The organism is Sphingobacterium sp. 40-24 (genome assembly GCF_001899705.1).
GTDB classification, from domain to species: domain Bacteria; phylum Bacteroidota; class Bacteroidia; order Sphingobacteriales; family Sphingobacteriaceae; genus Sphingobacterium; species Sphingobacterium multivorum.
Map to the genome: position 1 here is coordinate 434,601 of NZ_MKWH01000021.1, position 23,785 is coordinate 458,385.

21 protein-coding genes are annotated in these 23,785 nt (G+C 39.2%); 4 read left to right on the forward strand and 17 right to left on the reverse strand.

Annotated features, from left to right (window positions below):
• Window positions 1–21 precede the first annotated feature (21 nt).
• From BGP15_RS08660 to BGP15_RS08695, 8 genes are all read right to left on the reverse strand, one after another.
• Entirely contained in the window at window positions 22–1,821 is a 1,800-nt protein-coding gene (locus tag BGP15_RS08660; protein ID WP_286752821.1) for a tetratricopeptide repeat protein, read from the reverse strand.
• 25 nt (window positions 1,822–1,846) lie between these two features.
• On the reverse strand, window positions 1,847–2,773 hold the full coding sequence (locus BGP15_RS08665) for a PstS family phosphate ABC transporter substrate-binding protein (RefSeq protein WP_286769238.1): 927 nt from the start codon (window positions 2,771–2,773) through the stop codon (window positions 1,847–1,849).
• A 330-nt stretch (window positions 2,774–3,103) separates the two neighbouring features.
• The gene (locus BGP15_RS08670; protein ID WP_286752823.1) at window positions 3,104–3,991 is read right to left on the reverse strand and encodes an energy transducer TonB; all 888 of its coding nucleotides are present in this window, start codon (window positions 3,989–3,991) and stop codon (window positions 3,104–3,106) included.
• Between the two features lie 31 nt (window positions 3,992–4,022).
• On the reverse strand, window positions 4,023–4,580 hold the full coding sequence (locus BGP15_RS08675) for an ExbD/TolR family protein (protein ID WP_286752824.1): 558 nt from the start codon (window positions 4,578–4,580) through the stop codon (window positions 4,023–4,025).
• A gap of 24 nt (window positions 4,581–4,604) precedes the next feature.
• Window positions 4,605–5,267 carry an ExbD/TolR family protein gene (locus tag BGP15_RS08680; protein WP_075990315.1) on the reverse strand — a complete coding sequence of 221 codons (663 nt, stop codon included), beginning with the start codon at window positions 5,265–5,267 and terminating at the stop codon, window positions 4,605–4,607.
• Between the two features lie 101 nt (window positions 5,268–5,368).
• Window positions 5,369–6,193 carry a MotA/TolQ/ExbB proton channel family protein gene (locus BGP15_RS08685; RefSeq protein ID WP_046673067.1) on the reverse strand — a complete coding sequence of 275 codons (825 nt, stop codon included), beginning with the start codon at window positions 6,191–6,193 and terminating at the stop codon, window positions 5,369–5,371.
• A gap of 432 nt (window positions 6,194–6,625) precedes the next feature.
• The gene (locus BGP15_RS08690) at window positions 6,626–6,976 is read right to left on the reverse strand and encodes a translation initiation factor (protein ID WP_070560961.1); all 351 of its coding nucleotides are present in this window, start codon (window positions 6,974–6,976) and stop codon (window positions 6,626–6,628) included.
• Window positions 6,977–6,980: 4 nt separating this feature from the next.
• Window positions 6,981–7,859: a diacylglycerol/lipid kinase family protein gene (locus BGP15_RS08695; RefSeq protein ID WP_286734148.1), complete on the reverse strand. Its 879-nt coding sequence runs from the start codon at window positions 7,857–7,859 to the stop codon at window positions 6,981–6,983.
• 303 nt (window positions 7,860–8,162) lie between these two features.
• Between BGP15_RS08695 and metK the strand changes: the two genes are divergently transcribed.
• Window positions 8,163–9,416: a methionine adenosyltransferase gene (gene metK, locus BGP15_RS08700; RefSeq protein WP_286769239.1), complete on the forward strand. Its 1,254-nt coding sequence runs from the start codon at window positions 8,163–8,165 to the stop codon at window positions 9,414–9,416.
• 194 nt (window positions 9,417–9,610) lie between these two features.
• A complete protein-coding gene (locus BGP15_RS08705; RefSeq protein ID WP_286769240.1) occupies window positions 9,611–10,015 on the forward strand; it encodes a Dabb family protein in 405 nt (134 codons plus the stop codon).
• Here BGP15_RS08705 and BGP15_RS08710 read toward each other — a convergent pair.
• From BGP15_RS08710 to BGP15_RS08735, 6 genes are read right to left on the reverse strand one after another with little or no spacing between them, the layout of a single operon-like run.
• Entirely contained in the window at window positions 10,008–11,336 is a 1,329-nt protein-coding gene (locus tag BGP15_RS08710; protein ID WP_286769241.1) for a DUF58 domain-containing protein, read from the reverse strand. The genes BGP15_RS08705 and BGP15_RS08710 overlap by 8 nt on opposite strands.
• Window positions 11,336–12,325 carry an AAA family ATPase gene (locus BGP15_RS08715; RefSeq protein WP_201639975.1) on the reverse strand — a complete coding sequence of 330 codons (990 nt, stop codon included), beginning with the start codon at window positions 12,323–12,325 and terminating at the stop codon, window positions 11,336–11,338. Before BGP15_RS08715 ends, BGP15_RS08710 begins: the two co-directional genes overlap by 1 nt.
• Entirely contained in the window at window positions 12,322–13,515 is a 1,194-nt protein-coding gene (locus BGP15_RS08720; RefSeq protein ID WP_286769242.1) for a DUF4350 domain-containing protein, read from the reverse strand. The genes BGP15_RS08715 and BGP15_RS08720 overlap by 4 nt, the downstream gene beginning before the upstream one ends.
• Window positions 13,512–14,387, reverse strand: a complete 876-nt coding sequence (locus tag BGP15_RS08725; protein ID WP_286769243.1) for a DUF4129 domain-containing protein — start codon at window positions 14,385–14,387, stop codon at window positions 13,512–13,514. Before BGP15_RS08725 ends, BGP15_RS08720 begins: the two co-directional genes overlap by 4 nt.
• The gene (locus BGP15_RS08730) at window positions 14,380–15,291 is read right to left on the reverse strand and encodes an ABC transporter permease (RefSeq protein ID WP_286752832.1); all 912 of its coding nucleotides are present in this window, start codon (window positions 15,289–15,291) and stop codon (window positions 14,380–14,382) included. Before BGP15_RS08730 ends, BGP15_RS08725 begins: the two co-directional genes overlap by 8 nt.
• Entirely contained in the window at window positions 15,282–16,244 is a 963-nt protein-coding gene (locus BGP15_RS08735) for a stage II sporulation protein M (protein ID WP_286769244.1), read from the reverse strand. The genes BGP15_RS08730 and BGP15_RS08735 overlap by 10 nt, the downstream gene beginning before the upstream one ends.
• A 115-nt stretch (window positions 16,245–16,359) precedes the next feature.
• Here BGP15_RS08735 and BGP15_RS08740 point away from each other — a divergent pair, with 115 nt between their 5' ends.
• Window positions 16,360–17,091 (forward strand): RDD family protein, encoded by a 732-nt coding sequence (locus BGP15_RS08740; protein ID WP_115046318.1) that lies wholly within the window; start codon window positions 16,360–16,362, stop codon window positions 17,089–17,091.
• 352 nt (window positions 17,092–17,443) lie between these two features.
• On the opposite strand, the gene fabD is transcribed toward BGP15_RS08740, so the two are convergent.
• The 3 genes from fabD to BGP15_RS08755 all read right to left on the reverse strand — a co-directional run bounded on the left by fabD (window position 17,444) and on the right by BGP15_RS08755 (window position 22,849).
• Window positions 17,444–18,334: an ACP S-malonyltransferase gene (gene fabD / locus BGP15_RS08745; RefSeq protein WP_070560944.1), complete on the reverse strand. Its 891-nt coding sequence runs from the start codon at window positions 18,332–18,334 to the stop codon at window positions 17,444–17,446.
• Window positions 18,335–18,551: 217 nt separating this feature from the next.
• The gene (locus BGP15_RS08750) at window positions 18,552–19,781 is read right to left on the reverse strand and encodes a M16 family metallopeptidase (protein ID WP_286769245.1); all 1,230 of its coding nucleotides are present in this window, start codon (window positions 19,779–19,781) and stop codon (window positions 18,552–18,554) included.
• 230 nt (window positions 19,782–20,011) lie between these two features.
• The gene (locus BGP15_RS08755; RefSeq protein WP_286769246.1) at window positions 20,012–22,849 is read right to left on the reverse strand and encodes an outer membrane beta-barrel protein; all 2,838 of its coding nucleotides are present in this window, start codon (window positions 22,847–22,849) and stop codon (window positions 20,012–20,014) included.
• 269 nt (window positions 22,850–23,118) lie between these two features.
• Here BGP15_RS08755 and rnhB point away from each other — a divergent pair, with 269 nt between their 5' ends.
• On the forward strand, window positions 23,119–23,715 hold the full coding sequence (gene rnhB / locus BGP15_RS08760) for a ribonuclease HII (RefSeq protein WP_070560938.1): 597 nt from the start codon (window positions 23,119–23,121) through the stop codon (window positions 23,713–23,715).
• Window positions 23,716–23,785: the final 70 nt, after the last annotated feature.

Sequence of the window (23,785 nt, forward strand, 5' to 3'; positions counted from 1 at the left end):
TTAGAATGATTTTACTTAAGCCTATTTCAATGCACCTAAGTATCCTTGAACAGCTTCATTGGTTGGGTCTATTGCCAATACTTTTTGGAAGCTTTCTTTCGCTTTAGGAAGATCTTGCTTCACATAATAGTAAAGACCGATATAGGTATTCGCATCGACTAAATAGTTCTTATTTTTCTCTTGCGCGCCACGTTGATTGATGGTATCGATCAATTTTTGGAATGGTGCCACGAAATCACCTTTAGGCTGCTCCAAATTATCTGCAGTTAACGCTGCAAAAGCTTTGTAATAAAGTGCGTTAATCAAATATTTATCTTGCGCTTCCTTATTATCTGTAGTTTCAATTACTGACAAGAAAGTTTGAGATTTTTGAAGATTAGCAAGCGCTTTATCTCTTAATTCCTGGTTTACAACAACTTGCTCTTCATTTTTACTCGCCGCATCTTCTTTAGCACCGATTTGGTAGTAAGCTTCACCTGCATAGTAGTTTGCATCAAACAAATACGTCTTGTTGTCTTTGTAAGAAGCTACCAATTCAAATAAAGAGGCTGCTGTCTGCAATTCTTGCTCTTGGTACTTCGCAAATGCTAGCTCAGCTGTTTCTCCCAACAATTCTTTGTCCAAATCAATCGCTTTTTTAATATCAGCAATACCTTTTTGAATATTCGCAGTATTCTCTGCTGTTAATACCGGAGCAGCAGTAGCTGTGCTATCCGCACCGCCAGCAGCTGGTTTTGGACTATTTGCCGCAATCTCTGACATACCTAGATACATATAATCCAATGGAATTACACGATCCTTCTCCATTTTGCTAAACATCTGGTTTAAGTATTCTAAAGCTTTTGGATAATCTTTCGCTTTTTGGAAAGCGATATAACCCAAATAACGATAGATTTTTGGATCTACAGAAGGGTTTTTCGCTAATTCCTCAGAAACCACTTTCAAATCATCATATTGACGTGCATAAACCAAGAAATCGGCGTAGCGGATTTTAGCTTCCAATGAATTATCACCCGCAACTTCTAGATATTTTTTGTATTGCTCAACACCTTTTTTATTTAACTCAACATATTTCTCATCAGAAGTACCCGGTAATCTTGACCATTGATTGTATGTTTCAGCCAACTCACGATAAGTAGGTGCGTAAGCCGGAGTCTCTGCTGCAATAGCTTCCAATTGTGTGATAGCTTCATCAAAAGCTTGTGCACCACGTACGATCACAGCCTGTCCAACTTTCGCTTGTACTGAATTTGGATCGATATCAGTCGCTTCACCATAGCTTGTATAGGCCAATGAACCTTCTTTTAAACCACGGTATGCATCACCTAATGCGATAGGAATTGCAACATCTTTTTTGTTTTTTTCTTTCGCTTGCGTTAGATATTCCAAAGCTTTCGCATAATCGGGCTCAGGCGTTTTTATATATGCACGACCGATTTCCAATAATGGTTCATAATCTTTCTTACCTAATTTTGCGGTTGCCAAAGCGAATTTAGATTCAGCGCTCGCTTTATCCTTTTTCATTAAGTCAACATAGCCCAAACCTACATTGTTGATTGTAGCCTTTGGATCAGCAGCCAAACCTTGGTTGAAAATCGCAGCGGCAGAATCCGCTCTGTCGTTTACCAAATAAATTTGACCCAAATAGAAATAATTATCTCCATTCTTAGGTTGCTTAGTCACTAACTGTTGAAGGATAGTTTTCGCTTTACCATAATTCTCAGCCTCGATGGCTGCTCTAGCATCTTTCAAACTTTGTGCACTTACTGTGCCCACAGATCCCGCCAATAAAAGACTAAATAATAATTTACTGTTTGTCATAATCTATTTTTGTACTATTTATTATCTATTTAATATAACTTTCATCTCTAATAATGATCTCCCGACCAGGCATTGTAGCGGGAACCAATCCAGCTTTCAATACAATACGTTGTCCACGATCTCCTGTCAAAAAGGCGCTGAAGCCCAAACCTAAGCCCATATTCGGCTGATAGTTCATAATGTAGACAGGTCTTACAAAAGGATATAAGCCGTCGGCGATAGTTGATTGGGACGGTCTATAAAAACTAAGCTTTTCGCCCTCCTTACCAACGCTTTCGATGCTCAATGTACGAATTTTATCCAATAAATTCGAATTTTTTTCCACAGCTTTTAAATACCAATTATAACCAATAACGCCCACTGTATTCGTATTCTCGCTCACATATTTCATAACATCTTCACTATCCTTTAAAGCAGAAACAGCTTTCGGATCGATTTTGTTCAATTTGAAATAGTCCTTCAAATACCGCAGTGTACTTGAATTGGCATTGTCAAAGATCAAACGTTGTCCGGCTAAGTTACCTTCCAACAAAGACTTAACGTCTTTTTGAGGCATTATAGTATCAGCACTGTTATGATTATTGATCAATACAACAGCATCCGAAGCAATTTGAAATATCTTTGGCTGAATACCGCGTTTTCTGAAATAGCTATCTTCTTCATTTGTCAACTTTCGCGTCAATACAACCACATAGGCCGAATCGGCAAGTAATGCATTCACCGCTTTAATCTCCGGCCGGGCCATAAGCTCCAAACTTGAATTTGGATAAGAGCTCTCAAACACATCGGCAGATTCTTTGATAATAGGCAACAACGTTTGATCCACAATAACGGGCAGCTTACCTGTTAAAATATCATCGCCCTCTTTCGCTTGCTTTGTTTTATTTTTACAGGAAACAAAAATGCCCATACAGATGCCTAGCATCACAAGAACCATTTTATATTTTCTCATATGATACATCATAAAATAAGACAGTTTAATTAAAAAATAGTTTAATTTTTGAAGAGAGAATTGGTTGTAGCCAAAAAGAAGAGGGCAGTTAATTAAAAATTATTTTGCCATAGCCGTACAAACCGCATAAAAGAATACAGGATCAATACGACGCCAAAGATTGTTTTGTAAGTTGGATTAATCGGAATCGGAAAACTGTCCCAGAATATAATCAAAAGGCCCAAAACAAAATAAAAGCCAAACATAAATAGTCCCAAAATAGACAGAAACCGCTTCAGAGGCGATTTCTGTCTAAAATTTGAACTATTATTCGAATTAAAATTTGTCATTCTAATTTTGAAGGTTCAATCGAATTGGTAAAGTGTACGCTACACGAACTGGACGACCATTTTGAATACCAGGTTTCCATTTCTTCGCTTTTTTAAGCAACCTTACAGCTGCATCACCAGTACCATATTTCAAATCACGTTTGATATTGATGTCTGTCAAGCTACCATCCTTTTCTACAACGAAGGACACTTCAACGACACCATTCACACCATTTTCAGTCGCAGCAGCTGGGTACTCGTAGTTTGAACCAACCCAAGACATAAATGCTTGCATACCGCCTACAGGCATTGGTTGAACCTCGATGGCATTAAATGGAAGAATTTCGTCTCCATTACCATTAGGATCCCCTTTTGCAGCACCAGTGATTGCACCGTCTTGTTTCTTCGAACCAAATTCACCACGTGCAACGGAAGTACCAGTCGGGCTACCTTTCAAGGTAATACGTGCTGGCGTTTTATTTGGATCCTTCAACTCTTCCTGAGAAGCAACTTCTTCCACAACTTTGTTTGCAGGAGCTACTTTAGGCTCAGGGAAACGAACCAAATCCTCTTTTGGCACATCCATAGCCACTTGTTGAGGTTTTTCTTCCGGCTCTTGCGGAAGCGGCTCCTCTTCTGGTGGCTCTGGTGGTTTGATTTCTTCAAGGTCTTCCAAAGTAACCTCGGTTACTGCTGGAGGTGCTTCAACTGCCTTTTTCGGAAAAATTTTATCTCCGAAAAGACGAAGAAGACTTGCTAGCACTACGAAGCCGATTACGACGAGTAGACCTCTATTAGTCGCTTTAGGCGCCAGCTTACGAAGCTCGTAAGCTCCATATTCCTTGTTTCGGCCCTGAAAAACGACGTCAAGCCATTCTTTCTTAAAAATATCTAATTTTGACCCTATCATCTTATTTTAGTTTTTTGTGTCAATCTAATAACTAATCATTATAGATATTGTCACGTTTTAACACTTCCACTTCCTCTGGAGTAATCTTACCGATCATATAGCGTTTTACGTCTACAATTTTCATCTCGTCAAGAATGTCAACCAGATTACGTTGTGTACATTTATCACTAGGTCTTATGATTACGATCATGTCTTTACCGCCTGAAACGCGAGGTACATATGCCTTTTTCTCCATCAGTACCTTACGAATCCCATCTGCACCGTAACCAGCGACAGTAGGACCTTCGATCGGACGAGCAACTTGACCATATACCCAAGAGACTTTATTGTCAGAACCCAATAAAATTGTCAGGGAACGATTATCTGCTGTAAGCAATTCATCGCTTTGTTGTTCCTTAATTTTATTTTTGTCTGGCATAGCCACATCCATCGCTTGCGGTTTATTTAAGGACGTGGTCAACATGAAGAAGGTAATCAACAAGAATGCCAAATCCACCATCGCCGTAAGGTCGACCTTACCGCCATTCTTCTTGGATCTTACTTTCCCGCCTTTGCCTTTTTTACCACTATCCTGATTTAATTCTGCCATTGTTTGTTCTTATTAAATCGTCAATTATTTCTCCTCAGCACGCATGCCTGTTATGAAACTAAATTTGTTTTGCTTTTGATTCCGCAACGTTTCAATAACTAAATTAACCGAAGGATATTTTTCATTCGCATCTGCTTTGATAGCCATCTTTAAAGGTCCTGGATGCACGAAGTTTTTATCTGATGCCTCTTTTTCCTTATTTACTTCCTCAGCTGCAAGACGGGCATTTTGAACCCAGTAATACAATTCATTTGAAGTATTCTCTGTACTATCAACCGGGATACCAGTTTGCAAACCTTTTTCTGTACGCTTACTTCCATCCAGGGCCAACAATCCTTTCAATTTAGACATTGGTACACCAAAGTTTTCCATCAATTTGAAACGATCATAATCTTCTTGTGAAAAGCCAACGCCATACTTTGCTGACATTCTTTCTAGTGCTTTTACGCGAACCTGTTGATCAGTTGTACCGAAGAAAACTTTACCTTGATCGCCTATTGTGATCATACCCACATTTGAATCAGGTAACTTATCTTTCGTAGTCGATGCTGGGGTATCCACCGTCAATGCTTCCGGTTGGCGCGCAGTCGCCGTTAAGACGAAGAACGTAAGCAGTAAGAACGATACGTCACACATCGCTGTCATGTCGATCGACGTACTGGCTCTTTTTACTTTTGCTTTACCCATTTTAAATTCTTCTTTTTAAATTAAAAACTCAATCTTCTATCCTATGATGCTTTTGATTTTTGATTTCCATAAAATAAAATCAAAAATTTTCATCATAGTTCTTATTTGTGGTTTGCAGCGTATGTTTGTACGATTGAGAAACCAGCTTCGTCGATAGAGTAAGTTAATTTATCGATTTTTGCAGTAAAGATGTTATACAATACGATAGCGAATGTTGAAGTCGCGATACCAGTTGCTGTATTGATCAAGGCCTCAGAGATACCGTTTGCCAATTTAGCTGAATCTGGAGCACCACCTGTTGCCAATGCCGAGAAGGCTTTGATCATACCTGTTACCGTACCCAATAGACCACATAATGTACCGATAGAAACTAATGTAGCGATAACGTTTAAGTTTTTCTCTAACATTGGCATTTCTAATGCTGTAGTTTCTTCGATTTCTTTTTGAATTGCGATAGTAGCTTTTTCAGTGTCAACGTTAGGATCTACTGATACTGCTTTGTATTTCAATAAACCAGCTTTAACTACGTTTGCTACTGAACCTTTTTGTTTGTCACACTCAGCGATTGCTGTGTCGATGTTTCCACCATTAATCAACGTTTGGATTTTTCTCACAAAGTTTCCAACGTTTCCTGTACCAGATGCTTTGTTAATAACGATTAAACGTTCTACTGAGAAAACCCATACCATCAAGAATAAACCAAGCAAAACAGGTACGATAGCCCCAGCATGGTAAACCATTCCTAAGTAGTTACCTGGATTTGGAGCATTTTCAGGATTGTTGTCAACGAAGTTAGTTGGATTACCCATCACAAATTTCCATACACAGAAACCCACGATGAAACAGATGATGATTGCAGCTTGAGCAAAGAAAGATCCTCCGTTGTTGCTCTCTTGTTTTGCAGCAGTTTTAGGTGCGTTTGCCATTTTTCTAATTTTTAGTTTTTTACTGTTGTTTAAATATATAATGTTGTTTAAATTATATGCACTTTTATTCGCTTTTGAAACCAATTTTGCAAAGCAAATTTAATATTTAATGTCAAATTTAAAATATTCCTCTTAAATATATAAAAAAAATCAAATTTGTTTTTAAAACTGAATACACCATTAATCCGTGTTATTTTTCTCAGCAGTTCCCGTTATATAATCATTGTTACTCTATGCTAAATCGCTTATTCGCAATAATTATTTTACAATGAAAGCCATTTTTTTTTTGATATGCAAGAAAATCAAGGATTTTAAACGACAAAAAGTAAGTGATTACTCATGTTTTTGAACAATCAGACATCCTACACTTAAAGCATACTTGCCTAATAGACAATTCATTAGATTTACCACTATTCTGCTGGATATACTTGTTTAACCACCAACTAATTTTACGCGATACCCCTCTTTAAGTAACAAATCATAGATCTTTTGTTTAAACTCGCCCTGAATGATGATCTCCCCATCCTTCACTGTTCCACCAACTCCGCACTTCGTTTTCAACAATTTACCTAAGTTCTCCAAGTCGTCCACTTTTCCAACAAAGCCCGTGACCAACGTAACAACTTTCCCCTTCCGCATTTTCCGATCAAGCTGCACCTTTAAGTTTTGCTGATTTACAGGTAACGTATCTGCTTCCTGAAAAAAATCGGCCAGCTGATAGCTGAAGCTGTCATCTGTCGAATATACAACGCCCTCATAGGACTGTTTCTTATTTTTACTCATCATCTTAACAAATTATCTTTAACGCTTTTGGCATAATGGAAATATCCAATTTATCGCCAAGTTCAATCGGCTCCCCATCCACATGAACCGGGGACACCTTATCAATCTCAATCTGTATATTCTTCCCCGGAATAATCTCGACATAACTGGATTGATCCGCCGATTTATTAAAAAGATGGAAAATCATCTTTGGCAAAATATAAAGTGGAAACTTGTGCACGATACAGACATCTAAAATGCCATCGTTAACCGAAGCCTGCGGTGCTATATAAGCATTATTACCATACTGGGGAGAGTTCGCCACACTGATCATAAAGGCCTGCCTTTCGTACACCTTTCCATCAATTGTCAATTTATAATGTGCCGGTTGGTATTTACTGAGCACATTAAAAACGGACTTCATATACCCCAAAGGTCCACGAATATTTTCATTAGCAAAATTTTCACTTACGGATGCATCAAAACCCAAACCCGCGATATTAAAAAAGCGTCTATCATTAATTACACCACAATCCACTTCTATTGATTCAAAACGATTAATCCGACGGATAGCTGCAGCCTCATTCATTGGAACTCCCAAATAGAGCGCCAGGCCGTTGCCAGAGCCTTCAGGAATAATCCCCAATGGAATTCCAGATCCGACCAAAGCGGATCCCAATTCATTGATCGTCCCATCACCACCGACAGCGATGACTGCATCATAGCCTTCTTTGATCGCTTTCAGCCCAATTTCATAAGCATGGTTCGGTCTCGCTGTTTGTTGGAAAGTAGGATCAAACTTCTGCAGATCAAGCACATCCAGCACCTGTTTTTTAAAGGAAGTTTTATTTTTCCCTCCCGAAATAGGATTAATAACAAACAATATTTGTTTACGTTCTGACATATCCAAAGATAGCGGAAATTACCAATTTCTTAAAATAATGTAATCTTTATACGAATTACCGCACTTCCCCATACTTTTAAAAGTTAAAATATAAATTTGATTTTAAATAATCCACAAAGTATCGTAGCTTTGTCGCACAAAAAATAGAATGTGGACTGATTTGCGTGCTGTTGCGTTACAAGCAACGACAAGGAGATTGCAACCACAGTAAAAAAGTGCTAAAAACCCCTCGCTATCACGGCTCTTATCACTTTGCTGTTATTTCATTCTAGCGCAAATCCAATATTAAAAATTACGTAAAGCATGGCTTATTTATTTACGTCAGAATCTGTTTCTGAAGGGCATCCAGACAAAATTGCGGATCAAATTTCAGATGCATTAATAGACAATTTTTTAGCATGGGACGAGGACTCTCGCGTCGCTATTGAAACGCTAGTAACGACTGGGCAAGTAGTTCTTGCCGGCGAGGTTAAATCAAACATATACCTTGATGTCCAAAAAATAGCCCGTTCGGTGATCCAAAAGATTGGCTATACCAAATCTGAGTATATGTTCGAGGCAAACTCTTGTGGCGTCCTTTCGGCTATTCACGAGCAATCTGCTGATATTAACCAGGGGGTAGACCGCAAGACAAGACAAGAACAGGGTGCGGGCGACCAAGGTATCATGTTCGGTTATGCCAACAACGAAACCGAAAATTTTATGCCTTTGGCATTGGACTTATCGCATCGCCTGCTTTATGAATTGGCCGAGCTGCGTCGCGAAAATAACGAAATCAAGTATTTGCGCCCGGACGCAAAATCTCAGGTGACACTTGAGTATAGTGATGATCACAAGCCGAAAAGAATTGAAGCAATCGTAATCTCTACACAACATGACGACTTCGCTACTGAACAAGTCATGTTGGATAAAATTACACACGATATTAAAACGATCTTAATTCCACGTGTTAAAGCGCAATTGAAACCAGAACTTCAGTTGTTATTTAACGATGAAATTAAGTTTCATATCAATCCAACTGGAAAATTTGTTATCGGTGGACCACACGGAGATACAGGGCTTACCGGTCGCAAGATCATTGTCGATACCTACGGTGGCCGCGGTGCACATGGTGGTGGGGCTTTCTCAGGAAAAGATCCATCTAAGGTAGACCGTTCCGCTGCATATGCAACGCGCCATATTGCTAAAAACTTGGTAGCAGCAGGTGTTGCAGATGAAATCCTCGTACAGATTTCTTATGCAATAGGTGTAAAAGATCCGATGGGAATCTATGTAAATACCTATGGAACGAGCAAGGTAAATTTGACAGATGGCCAGATTGCGGAAAAAATCGCACATTTATTTGATATGACGCCATACGGAATTGAAACCCGTTTGGGGCTGAGAAATCCCATTTATTCAGAAACTGCAGCCTATGGACACATGGGAAGAACACCAAGAAAAGTAACCAAGGAGTTCGAAAGCTCAACAGGCGAGAAAAAGCAAGTCGAAGTTGAACTGTTCACTTGGGAAAAACTAGATTATATCGACAAAGTAAAAGAAGCGTTTGGTTTATAAGAGCCAGATGTCCATCAAAATAGAATGGGGCAGTACAAAGTTGGACTGCCCTTTTTTATTCAACTTTATACCCCATCCCTTCACAGCGCCTTCTCAGCATTCTATTCTTAAACAGTTTGAACCGACTTTTATACCCAGGCTATTGGTGAAATCGCGCAGGTTTTGTATCTTAAGCGTTCTAAACCGTTACAATCATGAAAAGACGCAATTTTCTTCTGGCACCAATGGTGTTCGTAACTGCCCCAACATGGGCAAATAACGTTCAATCGGATGAAGACATCCAACCTACCACTATTGTCCACGTTGTGAATTTTTGGCTAAAAAAAGAGCTCAGTGAAAAAGAAAAAAAGAATTTTGTTGGATTTTTTGAGGAATTGCGCAAGATCGACGTCATCAAAACACTTAATTACGGCGTCCCGGCTCAAACAAACCCGCGACCTGTCGTAGACAACAGCTTCGACTATACCTTGATCGTCACTTTCAAAAACCTTAAAGATATTACCATCTACGAGACACATCCAATCCATTTAAAAGCGATCGAAAAATATCAGCATCTTTGGACAAAAGTAATGGTCAAAGATACCTCCATCATTAAATAAGGCCCCGGGCCTTAATTTCCAAATATTTATTGATGGAGTTGATGGTCAGGTTTTCGGGCGCTGTATAGATTGTCTGAAAGCCGTTGCGAATCAGTTCTTGTACGATAAGCTGTTTTTCATAGATAAACTTTTCAGCAATGACCTGATTGTAAATTTCGATTGTCTTTTTAGGCGTACTTTTCGCTAAATCCTCTATTTCTACGTTTTTAAAGACGACAACAACGATAATGTGGCTCCTGTTTAACATAGACAGATAATTTATCTGACGTCTTAAGGAATCTAAGGTCTCAAAATTGGTATATACAAAAATAAGCGACCTCTTGTTAATATGCGCATTGGCATAACTATATAATCTTCCAAATTCAGACTCCTCAAATTTGGTCGACACCTGGTATAGTGCTTCTGAAATCTTATGCATTTGATTATTCCTCTTCTCTGCAGCTATAAATGCATTGATATCTTTTGAAAAGGTTAATAATCCAGCTCGGTCCTGCTTTAAGATGGTCGCATTGGAAAGAACAAGTGCAGCATTAATCGAGTAGTCCAATAAGGTAAGACCGTTGAATGGCATACGCATTGCCCGACCTAAGTCAATAAATGAATAGATCGGCTGAGACTTCTCCTCTTCATACTGATTGACCATCAGCTTCTTTACTTTTGCAGATGCCTTCCAGTTCATGTGCCTATAATCGTCTCCCTGCACATACTCTCTAACATGGTCAAATTCCATGGCTGAACCAATGCGTCGAATACGCTTTATCCCCAGTTCATTCAATCGGTTACTTGTTGCCAAAAGCTGATATTTTCGTAGTTGAATATAGGATGGATAACAGGGGATTTCCTGTTCTTGATTGGTAACAAACCTTCTTTTGAAAAATCCAAAACGTCTAACCAAAGCCATACAACGACCAAACTGATAAATTCCCCTTTGTGTAGGCCGCAAGGAAAATGAAATTTCAGAGCGTTGAAAAGCGGGTAAACTGGCTGCAAAATCCTTGTCCCGAATTTGGAGCTGCACCGGAAACTCCTCTAAAACATCTACTTTTGTTGCAAATGGATAAAAAGAGCTCACCATAAGCTTCATCGGGTTTTCATCTCCATTGGATAATTTTTCAGGATATATCCTTGTGATCTCAATTCTGCCCTTCCCTGAAAATAAGACAATAAAATCAAAAGCCAAAACAGCCAACCAGATCCAAAAGACAATCCAGGCCACAATCAACAATCCTTTAACGAAAAAAGAAAATGTAAAGAGTGTCGCTACCCCCAATAGGGAGTAGAAGAATTGATTTGTTAGAAAAAGCTGTTTTAGTTTCTTCATTATCTTGGAATTTCTACAGAATTTATGATTTGATCGATGACATAAGCGGTGGTAAATCCTTCCATTTCCCTTTCTGGAGTCAACATGACACGGTGGCCCAGTACGGCAGATGCTACCCTCCGAATATCCTCAGGAGTAACAAAGTCGCGGCCTGTTAACGCAGCTGAAGCCTTTGCTGATTCCAACAAAGCAATAGAAGCCCGCGGTGAGGCACCTAGTGTCAAACTTGGATTAGTTCGTGTTTTTATAATGACTTGAGCAATGTAAGTTAGCAACTCCTCGTGCACAAAAATAGACTTGATCAATTTCTGGAATTCTAAAATTTCTGTGGCCGAAACGACAGCCTGAACCTGATCCTCTTTATTCTGTGCTTTTTGAGCATGATGCTCCTTCAATATTTCCAATTCCTGTTCAAGTTCAGGATAGTTCACATTGATCTTAAACAAGAAACGGTCGAGCTGAGCTTCCGGCAATCGATAAGTACCTTCGTGTTCGATGGGATTTTGCGTCGCAAAAACAACAAACGGCCCTGGCAATTGATAGGTTGTTCCATCTACCGACACCTGTTGCTCCGCCATGCTTTCAAAAAGTGCTGCCTGGGTCTTTGCGGGAGCACGATTGATTTCATCGATTAAAACAATATTTGCAAAAATGGGGCCCCTACGAAATTCAAACTCATTACTTTTCAAATCGAGTATCGACGAACCGGTTACATCCGAGGGCATTAAATCCGGTGTAAATTGAATCCGCTTAAATTCACTGTGAATCGTTTTGGCAATCAATTTTGCGGATAATGTTTTCGCCACCCCGGGTAAGCCCTCGATCAAAGAATGCCCTGAGGCCAAGATCGAGATTAAGAGCATGTCAATCAATTGATCCTGCCCAACGATGACTTTTTTCACCTCCGACTTTACCTGCGCCATTTTATCGAATAAAACCGAGACATCTATTCGGTTTTCAAAAGATATATATTTATCGAAGTCACTCATATCATTTTTGCTTTATGTTTAAACTCTTCTATTGTATCATTAATCATCTTAAGATCAGCCACATCATGTTGTTTAGCATCTTGCATATGAACAATCAGCCTGATTAAAGACTGCGTCTCTAGGAGCGGAACTCCAGTCCGCTCAGCCAGCTCCTCACTGAACTCCTCTTCCCGCAACATCAGCGTGTCCAAATGAAACCGCATCCGAAGATCGTGCAGGAAGTAATCTATTTTTTTTGCGACCATATTACCTGGTGCGCCATTTTCATAATATAAAGTAGCAATGGTTCCACAAAAGTCCTTCGAGAGATTCGGTTCTGGGCTCACGACCGCCACGGCTCGCTGCTCTCGTCTACTTCGAAATACAAGCAAAAGAACTAGCCCCGCCAACAAAACATACCAAGCTTGCCTAAGACCATCATTCATAAGCAATACACGCAAAGGTGTCCGATATTGCTCCAAATTCGCTTTAAAATCATACCAAGCGATCGGCTTATCATTTAGATAAGATAACGACTTAGCAACATAGGCATATTGCGAAGCGGAATTCAGCAAGTAATAGTTTCCAAATAAATCAGGGGTCAGGTGCAGATAGAATGTCCCTTTACCAAATTGAACGGCTATGAAGTTCGGTAACATAAATTCCTTATAGGTAATCGCGCCCAAAATGGTCGCATGTTTAGGAAGTTTTTTGAATACTTCGCCAAGATCTGATTTACTATAATGAATTTTATTGTTATCGTTCATCAACCGCACACGCAGTTGGCTTTTTATATTCACACCTTTTTTAAAACCATAGAAGTTATCTGTTTTCAAACCAAGGGAATCCAACAGATAAGGATCAATATCCTCGGCTACAATCATTGCTTTCCCACCCCGGTTTACATAATCCAGTAATTTATCTTCCGCTGCTTCACCCATTGAAAAATAGGAGGTGTAAAAAAATAAGTTAGCGTCGGTTTTCTTTGTACTGTCCAAATATTCATACAATGGTCGCTCAATCGTTGTGTTCTTTTGATCAATGATATGCTTTAGTTCTTGACGTAGCACATAAGCGCCAAAAGGATTTTTATCTTTTGCATCAAAAGTCCGATCCCAGATAATAGGTTTCTTACTTGTTGCATCGATAAGGGCTATTAACACTAACACAACAGTCAATAATATCAATCCAAATTTTACCGATCCCTTCATTTAATTTGTTTTTGATACTGGTGAAACAATTGCTGATATTGATTAAAATTGTCCTCTGTTAATTCAAATTGACCAAACCAGACATAATCAAATATTCTTGTACATTCCGCAAATCCACGACGGAGCTCCTCGTTTTGAATCTCTTGTGTAAATTCAGCGTTCGTTTTGCTCAGCTTCCATTTGATATGATCGGATTGCGCTAGTTTCTGAATATTCAATAGCTGTAAGTACCGGATACCCAATGCATAATTCCTTTGAGCGATAGCCTCTTGAATATAAGGCTCCAGGTTGCTATTCATCAGGTTTCGCTCCACATACGCTAAAACGTCCAGTTCACTCTCCTCTTCACTATGCTTAATAAAATATTGTTTTCTGTTGTAGAGCACTTTATAAAGAATAAACGCTAATGCGATGACAGCTAAGAAGGCAAATACATAGCCAAACTCTTCCCGAAATTTATAAGGATTATCCGGCATGATACTCCCGATCCAATCGGCGAGCCGGGCAAGGATGCGTTGCAATACGCCCACCCGATCTTTAATATTTTCAGAATAAACAAAATCGTCTGTCTCGTAACGTTTGATGATATCCTGATAAGGATCCATTTTAAACGAACGTTCTTCGGTATATTTTGGAATCGAATCAAATAATTTTGGATCCCACAGGTCAATTTCGTCTTTTCCCTGTTGGCCATTAGGAGCCTTTACTGCAGAATCAATGCGGACAGAATCTGCTCCCACCAAGGTTGAATCTATTTGCACATTAAGTGAATCAATTCTATCGCTGTTGGAGTCCGTGTCCCTTGGCTTGGGATCACAGGCGTACATAATCGATAAACAGGCAATGCAGAAAAAAGACAAGAGTTTATTCATCTTTTCCTCCTATCTTTTCGATCATGCCATAAATACGTTCTCCAAATTTGAGATCCTTGGCTGTTTCATAAATAATACCATTGGCCAAAACGCCGGACATATAAAGAAAGAGCGTAAATAGTGTGATAAATAAGCCCCCAAATGTCATCAGGAGTTTTCCCCAGGATGAGTCAAAGAAAGCGGCATCTATTCCAAGGAAGTTAAATGACAAAAGCCCCATGATAATCAATGGTACAATGGAAATCATCATGACAGCCATTTGAAAAATAAAGTTCACAATGTAGGTTGCGATACCGTATTGGATCAATTTTTTGCTCAGCATGACATAGGCATCTGTAAAACAGCTTCCCAGATCCGAATAACCTTCCCGATAAAATAGAAAAGAGCAAAACAACCATATCCCAACCATCGAGCCCAATATACCAATGGCAAAACTTCCAATAAAAGGGATAAATGCACAAATCACAGCTACGATTGCCAGTGGGATAAAGACAACGATTAAAGCCAATATCATGGCAATCAAAAACATAAAGTATTTACCGAGGTTAGATCTGAAATTTCTGAATACTTCCGATCCTGAAAATGCTGTGCTTTTACGTTCTTTGAGTAGCATAAAATATTCAATGGAAATACCATAAACGTACAATCCCAAAGCGATCAATGCCAAAATGAGTAATCCAGCCCAAGTAAAAGCATCGATATCCTCAAAAGAATCGCTATTAGCCGAAAAAGTGATTTTTGTAGAAAGAAAATAGTAAACTAAAGCAATCGCTGCTAGGGGAACCGCAGATAAACCAAAAATAGTAGAAACAAAGTGCTTATAGATCAATTTAAAAAGATCTATGAAACTTTGGATAAAGTCCCCCACCTTCCGTTCTTTTTGAAACTCAAAATCTATTTCCATTGAAATCGTTTTGCTAGTCGATAAGGATTAATAACATAAAAATAAAGGATAGCCAGTACGGATAAAACGATAATTATTAAACATAACCAAATTGACATATTATAATACCGTGTTACAAAACCTTCCAATGTTCCGGCTATAATAAAAAAAGGAATCGTGCTGACGAGAACTTTCATTGCAATCTTTGCTGTACGGACAAACGATGTCAAACGTGTAAACGATTTGGGAAATAGAATGCTATTACCGATGGCCAATCCGCATCCTCCTGCCACAATAATTACCGAAATCTCAATAGTGCCATGAATCCAAATCGCCGACATGGCTTTCCCCATAACGCCATACTGGAAAAACATATGGTGAAATGCACCAAGCATAATACCATTGCTAAACAGCACATAACCTGTCCCTACACTGAAAAATAGTCCGGCAGCAAAGGCCATAAAAGCAACCCGCACATTATTAATCGTAATCCAAATCGCTGATCCAAAGTTGCTCCCCTTCCCATATATTGCAGCAGGATCTCCTGCTTTTATACTTTCTATCGTCGAATCGACATAGTAGTCACCTAAAATAAGCCGAATAAAATCCATATCGTATACAGACGATACAAAACCAATGACTGAAGCCAAAACAAAAATTAAGAAGGAGTACAACAAAGGTCTACGGATTGACCAGATCGCCTGCGGTATCTCTTCATTGATAAAAGATTTAAACTTATTATTGGAAGCTTTCTGATCTTTATAGATTTTCTGATGCACGGTCACTGCCAGTTCATTCAGGTAAGCCTTTACCTTACTTTCAGGATAAAAAGTTTGTGCATAAGCCAGATCATTAGTGAGCTCAATGTAATTTGAGGCCAGTTCATCTGGATCAACCTGCATATTAATTGATAAATTATTTTCAATTAACGTCCATTTTTCTTTATTTCGTTCTACAAAGGATGCTTCTCTCATTAATTTTTTTAACTGGCTGAACCAAATATAGGAAATATCCATGATTGAAAAGCACAAATTGGAGCTAAAATGACCTAGAAATTCTATATTGCTATTAAACTCAAATAATTTACATATGAATAAGCTTGAGATAAATACAGCACAAAATGTAAAAATCGAATATAATCTTGCCAGTCTTGGTTCAAGAATGATCGCTTTTGCAATAGATTATTTTATTATAGTCTGTTATTATTTCTTTTGCTTCTTTCTCTTGGACAGCATAAACATGAACGCAGGAGATCCCTATCTTTTTTATGGCGTTATGATGGCATTGACCCTACCCGCGTTTTTTTACACATTGATTACCGAAACCGCCTTTGGTGGTCAGACAGTAGGTAAGAAAATCATGAAAATAAAGGTCGTTAAACTTGACGGTTCGCGAGCCAACTTTTATCAATACTTGTCCAGATGGAGTCTATCTATTGTAGATATTTGGATGACGATGGGTGGTGTCGCCATTACCTCGATCGTTTTATCCAAAAATGGGCAACGCATTGGAGATATTGCCGCAGAAACTTCCGTTATCAGCCTCAAACCTACATTAAAATTGAGCGACACAATTTACGAAGAGACTTTCGACAATCATCCAATTCTATTTCCACAGGTTATCAAATTGAGCGACAAGGATGCTAATTCGGTCAAAGAGATCTACCAAACAGCTTTTGATAGAAGAGATGTGGGCATTTTAACAGCTTTGGTCCAGCGTCTTGAGGCGGTTATGGAAGTCAAACATCCTGAAAAAATGACTCCCAACGACTTCGTGCTGCAGGTCATGAAAGATCATTACAGCATGTTTAAGGATAAATAGTTTTTACGCTCATAGTTGATTCTGCATTCTCTCGGTTAAAAAACGGATATCGATCGGAGCTCGTTCGGTGTTTCTTCGCTTGCAACCGAAGAAGTACCGAACGAGCTCCGAACAAGTACCGAATAAGCACCGAGTAATCTCCGAAACTGATCGCTATGTCTTATCCATTTTTACAGGTTAATTCTTGAGGTAAAGTAAGAACCGTATTAGACCTTTTGTAAACATTTTTCAGGGATGGACAGGTAATTCTTGATGTGATTCCGATTTTTCGTTCATAAAAAATGCCCTCAAAAAGTTGGACACTTTTTGAGGGCACAGCAAAATAATTCCTTTTTTTATACTGAATATTTTGTTACGCGGTCACTGAAGCCGCAGAAGTCTGCACCTGACGGTCAACCTTCTTAACCAATCCCTGCAATACATTTCCTGGACCGACTTCTACAAAAGCTGTTGCACCATCGGCCAACATATTTTGTACTGTCTGCGTCCACCGTACAGCGCCAGTTAATTGCGCAATAAGATTTTCCTTGATAACCGCTGGATCTGTCTGTGGTTTGGCATCTATATTTTGATAAATCGGACAGCTAGGCGACAAAATGTCTACAGCTTCGATAGCCGCCTGCAATTCGACTTTGGCAGATTCCATCAATGGTGAGTGAAATGCTCCACCAACATTTAGCTTTAATGCGCGCTTAGCACCGGCCTCGGTCAATAAAGCACAAGCTTTATCCACACCTTCAATAGATCCCGAAATCACCAATTGTCCGGGACAGTTATAATTCGCAGCCACCACAACGTCATCAACTTTAGCACAGATCTCTTCCACTATAGCATCTTCCAGACCTAATATCGCAGCCATCGTTGAAGGCTGAAGCTCACATGCTTTTTGCATCGCGTTGGCGCGTTGTGCAACCAATTTCAAGCCATCTTCAAAGCTCAGTGCGCCCGCTGCTACCAAAGCCGAAAACTCACCCAATGAGTGACCTGCAACCATGTCCGGTTGAAAAGACTCTCCCAATGCTTTTGCCAAAATGACCGAATGCAAGAAAATAGCCGGTTGGGTTACGTTGGTTTGTTTCAACTCCTCGTCTGTACCGGAAAACATGACATCCGTGATGCGAAATCCTAAAATATCGTTAGCCTGTTCGAACAAAGCTTTCGTTTCATCATTTAAATTATACAGGTCTTGCCCCATTCCAACAAATTGGGCCCCTTGACCAGGAAATACATATGCTGTTTTCATCCCTTATATTTTTTATTCGTTTATTTGTCTGCTACAATAGGTATTGAATCTGCTTTCTGCAGTCAATGGTTGATGAGAACGAATTCCCGTAAGCGCAAACTTAGATAAATTGCTTTTTATATGCAATATAAATTCATTTCAGCCAGCTATATTCCCATCTTCGGCCGTTCGATCTCATATTGTTCATTTCCTCAGAAGGATCTATCGATCCTTAAATTCAGTCTTCGGGAACAAAACTTAGCGACAACATCTTCTTCGGGTCAAATACATCTTGCGCTATTTCCAGCAGCCCTGTATTAGTCAAGTCCTGAATTTTTTCAATTACTTCGTCCAATAAGATGACACGATCATAGTCCATCACGTTTTTCGCGGCAGAGATAATCATACTCATACGGTTCTCTTCGGTTAAAGCAATCTGACCAATAAATTTCTGCTTCGCCTTTTTTACTGCAGTTTCGGATAGCGGTTGCTCGGTTAGCTTCGCTAGTTCTTTAAAGACGAGTTTTTTAGCTTTTTCAACTTTTTCTTCATCGGTACCGAGGTAAATACTAAATAACCCTGTATCCGAAAAAATAGTATAATTAGATTCAATGGTATAGGCTATTCCATATTTCTCCCGAATAGAAAGATTCAGAATAGAACCCATTCCCATGCCGCCAAGCATATTGTTCAAAAGCAACAGCCCTGTCTTACGCTCATCACGATAACCGTAAGCCAAAGATCCAAGCATGTAATGAACCTGATTAATTGGTTTTGCGACTGCAAGATGCTGTTCAATAATTGGATTGACATCGTTTCTCATCCGCATAATTGTATTTGCTGGAACACCACCAAAGATCTTGTGCAACAATCGCTCAACTTCTTTTAGCGTATAATTACCTGTGATACCAATAACCATTTCATTTGTATCATAGTTTGCCTGCATAAAGTCTAAGATATCGCCCTTTTGTAATGCGAGAAGCTGATCTTCCAGTCCCAAAATATTGTGTCCTAAACCCGACCCCTGAAAAACCAGATCCTCAAAATCGTCTACAATAGACTCTTCTGGGCTATCCAGGTAAGACGCCATTTCATCTACAATGACAGATTTTTCTTTATCCAATTCTATATCGGGAAAAGTGGAATGAAAAAAGATATCTTCAAAAAGATCTAAGGCACGACTTAAATAAGGCTGAAGAATAGAGGCATGTACACAGGTATATTCCTTCGTTGTATAAGCATTCAAATCTCCGCCAACGGATTCCAAATGATTTATAATCTGTTGTGTAGAGCGTCTTTCTGTTCGTTTGAATAAAAGATGCTCAATAAAATGGGCTACACCATATTTTCCAGCAGACTCATCCCGAGACCCCGCATTGATGACCATGCAGACATGTGTAACCGGTAAATTCTGATATTGAAATACTACGCGTATCCCGTTTGAAAGTCTAATAATTTCGTATTCCATGCAGTATAAACTTGCTGTAACTTCTTTAGTCTATCTATTTTGTGTGCCCGTTAGCCTTGACTATCTCCTCCAAAAAAATATACAATCGTACATTCTTTCGCCACTTTGCTCAATCTTCAAATCATAGGGCACATGAAGTGATCACAAAACTAGGCATTTTTAAACGCAAAACGGTCATAGCGAAATCACTATGACCGTTTTTATATCCTATAGCAATAAGATTATTCAAATTACATACGCGGTGGTCTCATTCCGCCTGGGAATCTGTTCTCGCCTTCAGGGTTCCCCATAGCGAATTTTTGGAACTTGTAGGTAAACAAAATCATAAAATATCGTCCCAAACGGTTGGTACGGCTATCTGTAATCATAGATTCGCTCACTGTCCGGGAAACATTCGTTTGCTGATTCAATAAGTCAAATGCTTGTAAACGTACTGTACCACGTTGTTGACTCAAGAACTTCTGCTCAAGGTACGTATTGATGACAAACGGGTTTGCATTGATACCGGCTCCATAACCACTATTGAATTGCTTCGATAGATCCGCTCCGAAAATTGTAGTTTTTGTGATGTTAACAGAGCCAATCAATGTGGGTGTCCAAGAAGAAACATTCGTCGTACGATTTGTCAATGAATTCTCCGTATGATTAAATTGGTAGCGTACTCCCGGATTGATTTCCAAATTCTCCGAAGGGTTGTATCTAAACATCAAACCTTGATTTAATACAATATTCCGGGCAACGTTCTTTTGACCGATGTTATCATCTTTCTCCGTAGAAACATATCCAATATTTTTGTTGTAGGACACCCCGCCCATTAACATAATATTATATGTTTTTTCTTTCATTGACTTTCCGTAATGATAAAAAGAACTCACATTAAATGGTTTATCGCTTGTTTCATTCAAGTAGCGAGTTTCGGATACTAACGTAGAATTTGTTTGTCCAGTTTGATAGTCCATTAAATCATCAAAATAGCTTTTGCTCAAGCTCACAATCTTGTTGTTAGTCAAACCGGCATTAACGAACGCAAAGAAGTTATTTCCTTTTTGAAAATCATTTTTACGGAACCGTACATTCAATTGATGGCTAAATTCCGGATTCAGATTGGCGTTACCGATTACGATACTGGTCCGATTTGTACTCATATCAAAGGGCAAGATCTGCGTTACTGAAGGCTCATTCGGTGTTCCCGAATAATTGACAGAGATATTGGACTGTCTCGAAAATTTATACTCAAAACGTGCAATAGGCATCCAGTTCATATTGTTGCGATGAATTGGAACGACTAAGCCTGAACTGATCGCATCTCCTCTTAATTGGGAAGGTTGAGCTGCTGCTCCAATGGAATAGGTTATTTTATCGCCACTATACAAATAGTTTGCCCCTATTTTATGTGTTGTGAAGGAATAATCGTAATTATAATCAAAATTCAACTTCGGGTCTTCTGCTATAAGGTTTCCATCGCGGTCAAATCCTTGCTGTTTGTTCGAATTATCATACTTATTTTTGTTGAAATCATAGGTAAACTCTACTTTTCCTTTCTCGGAAACAGGTTCAGTATAATTCACCGAGGCTCCTCCATTCCAACTTTTATTATTAGCTTCCAGAATCGTCTTCTCATAGATCGAATCTAAGGGAGTATTTGCATTGTTGGGATCGGCCAACAACCTATCCAGAATGGCATTCTGATCTTTCGTTGTTTTTGCATTATTGAAGTTCATGTTTACAAAAACATTCCTTCCTTTATCATTAAATTTATGATTGTATAAACCGCTAATCCCAAATCTCGGTGCAGTGGAATTGGCAACAATATCTTGCGCCTGAGAATTATTAAATACACTACTACGATACGTGAGCGAATTCGTACCTGTCGTTGCATCGCTCTTGTCGTAGCCAAACTGAGGCGATATTTTGATATAATCTTTCGTTGTAGGCTTCCATTCGACATTTGCTTCGAAACGATGGCTATCACCAACCGTGTTCGAATTGGATGTCACACTGTCCGTCTGCATTATATTAGGCAGTGTATTTTCCTGAAAACGTTGGGATAGTGTTGTATTGTTGCTATGGCTAAAACTATAGCTACCGTAAACAGTCAGTTTATCATTAAAGTCTTTGCGGTAATTCAGTCCTATGGAACCAATTTTTGTCAAACCGTCCGAGCCACCAAACATACCACCACCTCGGCGGCCGCCACCACCCTGGCCACGGCGGGCGCCACCACCTACAGTACTAAAATCGAATAAGGGGGCATTGGTATTGTTCAAATTCCCCAGCACCGAAATTTGTTCACCTTCACGCATCCCCATCCACATACCGGTAGCCTGATAGCGATCTTCTGTTCCCACGCCAGCCCGTAGGGTAGTCATATGCCCAGTATTGTATTTGGGATCTATCTGAATATTCAACACCTTTTCCGAATCACCGTTTTTATTGCCAGTGACATTGGCCATATCACCATAATCATCGATGACCTGCATCTTTTGGATAATATTTGCAGGTAAATTTTGGGTAGCTGTCTTTACATCTCCACCAAAAAAGTCCTTACCATTAATACGAACCCGCTTTACGGATTCACCTTGTGCTGTAACGTTACCATCTTTATCCACTTCGACTCCCTGTAACTTTTTCAACGCGTCTTCCGCAACGGCGCCATCGCGGAGCTTTAGATCTTTCATGGTATATTCCAGGGTATCACTTTTAACAACGACAGTAGGTACTCCATCAACCACAACTTCCTGCAGCATCTGTGAATTCTGTTGTAAAGTTAAACTTGGAATTATATATTTTGACTCGCCTTTAGGAATACTAAATTCCTTTTCAAAGCGCTCGAAGCCTAAGTTTGAAACGGTAATTTTAAAGGTATCGGATTTGACCTTATCAAAGATAAAAATCCCAGCCATATTGGATCCTGTAGTCATAGAATCCAACTTTGACGTCAGCTTAACCGTCGCCCCGGCAACAATTCGATTCTTGTCATCTTTCAAGATTCCCTGTACGCTCTTCGTCTGGCCATAAACAGTCCATCCCATCAGCATACTAAACAACAAAAGCATAAAGCCTCTCATAATATGTATTTTTATATTTCTATAATTGTTAAATCTTTGACACCAAAACTATTGCCCAAGTTTAATATTGAAACAATATGGCCCAGACCGGAACAACTTCTTATTTTGCTAATGAAAATTATTCCATCATATTAATAGTCTAGTGCTCTAAATCTTTACAAAAGAAGACATTATTAGTGTTAATTAATGTAAATGGCCAATATTCACACAGAAGTTACAATAAATAACTCCAAATTTATTTGTAATTTCGGCTATTTTAAGAATCGCCTATGCTATTATCTTATTATCAGGAGCAGTGGATTGAAGCCGGTTGTGACGAAGCTGGAAGGGGCTGTCTGGCAGGGCCCGTTTTCGCTGCAGCAGTGATTTTCCCAACAGACTATTACCACGATCTCCTTAACGACTCCAAACAACTTAGTGAGAAAAAAAGGATGATGTTGCGGCCAATTATCGAACGCGAAGCTCTCGCATTTGCAGTTGCCAGTGTTTCAGCCGAAGAAATAGATCGCATAAACATCCATAATGCAAGCTACTTAGCCATGCACAAGGCGCTTGATCTCTTAAAGACCAAAGCGGAGTATATCATCGTTGACGGAAATAAGTTTATTCCCTATCAACAAATTCCGCATACATGTATCGTCAAGGGGGATGGCAAGTATCTGTCGATCGCAGCTGCTTCAATTCTGGCCAAAACTTATCGGGATGAATATATGGACAACATTGCTGTGGATTATCCCCACTACGACTGGCTCAACAACAAAGGGTACCCAACAGTTAAACACAGAACAGCTGTATTGGCGCATGGGTCTACGCCACATCATAGAAAAAGCTTTAGAATAACTGATCCACAACTCAAATTATTCTAAAGCTTGACTAGTCCTGAAAAATCGATACAGGTTTTCAGTGATTAAAAATAAATAATTTAAACAGTAGTAG

What these genes read in the sequence shown, in the direction of transcription:
- BGP15_RS08720 (WP_286769242.1), bottom strand. Translation starts at nt 13,515, where the DNA reads ATGAAGGGATCGGTAAAATTTGGATTGATATTATTGACTGTTGTGTTA.
- BGP15_RS08730 (WP_286752832.1), bottom strand. Translation starts at nt 15,291, where the DNA reads ATGGAAATAGATTTTGAGTTTCAAAAAGAACGGAAGGTGGGGGACTTT.
- BGP15_RS08710 (WP_286769241.1), bottom strand. Translation starts at nt 11,336, where the DNA reads ATGAAGAAACTAAAACAGCTTTTTCTAACAAATCAATTCTTCTACTCC.
- BGP15_RS08685 (WP_046673067.1), bottom strand. Translation starts at nt 6,193, where the DNA reads ATGGCAAACGCACCTAAAACTGCTGCAAAACAAGAGAGCAACAACGGA.
- BGP15_RS08670 (WP_286752823.1), bottom strand. Translation starts at nt 3,991, where the DNA reads ATGATAGGGTCAAAATTAGATATTTTTAAGAAAGAATGGCTTGACGTC.
- BGP15_RS08705 (WP_286769240.1), top strand. Translation starts at nt 9,611, where the DNA reads ATGAAAAGACGCAATTTTCTTCTGGCACCAATGGTGTTCGTAACTGCC.
- BGP15_RS08660 (WP_286752821.1), bottom strand. Translation starts at nt 1,821, where the DNA reads ATGACAAACAGTAAATTATTATTTAGTCTTTTATTGGCGGGATCTGTG.
- fabD (WP_070560944.1), bottom strand. Translation starts at nt 18,334, where the DNA reads ATGAAAACAGCATATGTATTTCCTGGTCAAGGGGCCCAATTTGTTGGA.
- BGP15_RS08735 (WP_286769244.1), bottom strand. Translation starts at nt 16,244, where the DNA reads ATGAGAGAAGCATCCTTTGTAGAACGAAATAAAGAAAAATGGACGTTA.
- BGP15_RS08725 (WP_286769243.1), bottom strand. Translation starts at nt 14,387, where the DNA reads ATGAATAAACTCTTGTCTTTTTTCTGCATTGCCTGTTTATCGATTATG.
- BGP15_RS08690 (WP_070560961.1), bottom strand. Translation starts at nt 6,976, where the DNA reads ATGAGTAAAAATAAGAAACAGTCCTATGAGGGCGTTGTATATTCGACA.
- BGP15_RS08695 (WP_286734148.1), bottom strand. Translation starts at nt 7,859, where the DNA reads ATGTCAGAACGTAAACAAATATTGTTTGTTATTAATCCTATTTCGGGA.
- metK (WP_286769239.1), top strand. Translation starts at nt 8,163, where the DNA reads ATGGCTTATTTATTTACGTCAGAATCTGTTTCTGAAGGGCATCCAGAC.
- BGP15_RS08675 (WP_286752824.1), bottom strand. Translation starts at nt 4,580, where the DNA reads ATGGCAGAATTAAATCAGGATAGTGGTAAAAAAGGCAAAGGCGGGAAA.
- BGP15_RS08750 (WP_286769245.1), bottom strand. Translation starts at nt 19,781, where the DNA reads ATGGAATACGAAATTATTAGACTTTCAAACGGGATACGCGTAGTATTT.
- BGP15_RS08665 (WP_286769238.1), bottom strand. Translation starts at nt 2,773, where the DNA reads ATGAGAAAATATAAAATGGTTCTTGTGATGCTAGGCATCTGTATGGGC.
- BGP15_RS08680 (WP_075990315.1), bottom strand. Translation starts at nt 5,267, where the DNA reads ATGGGTAAAGCAAAAGTAAAAAGAGCCAGTACGTCGATCGACATGACA.
- rnhB (WP_070560938.1), top strand. Translation starts at nt 23,119, where the DNA reads ATGCTATTATCTTATTATCAGGAGCAGTGGATTGAAGCCGGTTGTGAC.
- BGP15_RS08715 (WP_201639975.1), bottom strand. Translation starts at nt 12,325, where the DNA reads ATGAGTGACTTCGATAAATATATATCTTTTGAAAACCGAATAGATGTC.
- BGP15_RS08740 (WP_115046318.1), top strand. Translation starts at nt 16,360, where the DNA reads ATGAATAAGCTTGAGATAAATACAGCACAAAATGTAAAAATCGAATAT.
- BGP15_RS08755 (WP_286769246.1), bottom strand. Translation starts at nt 22,849, where the DNA reads ATGAGAGGCTTTATGCTTTTGTTGTTTAGTATGCTGATGGGATGGACT.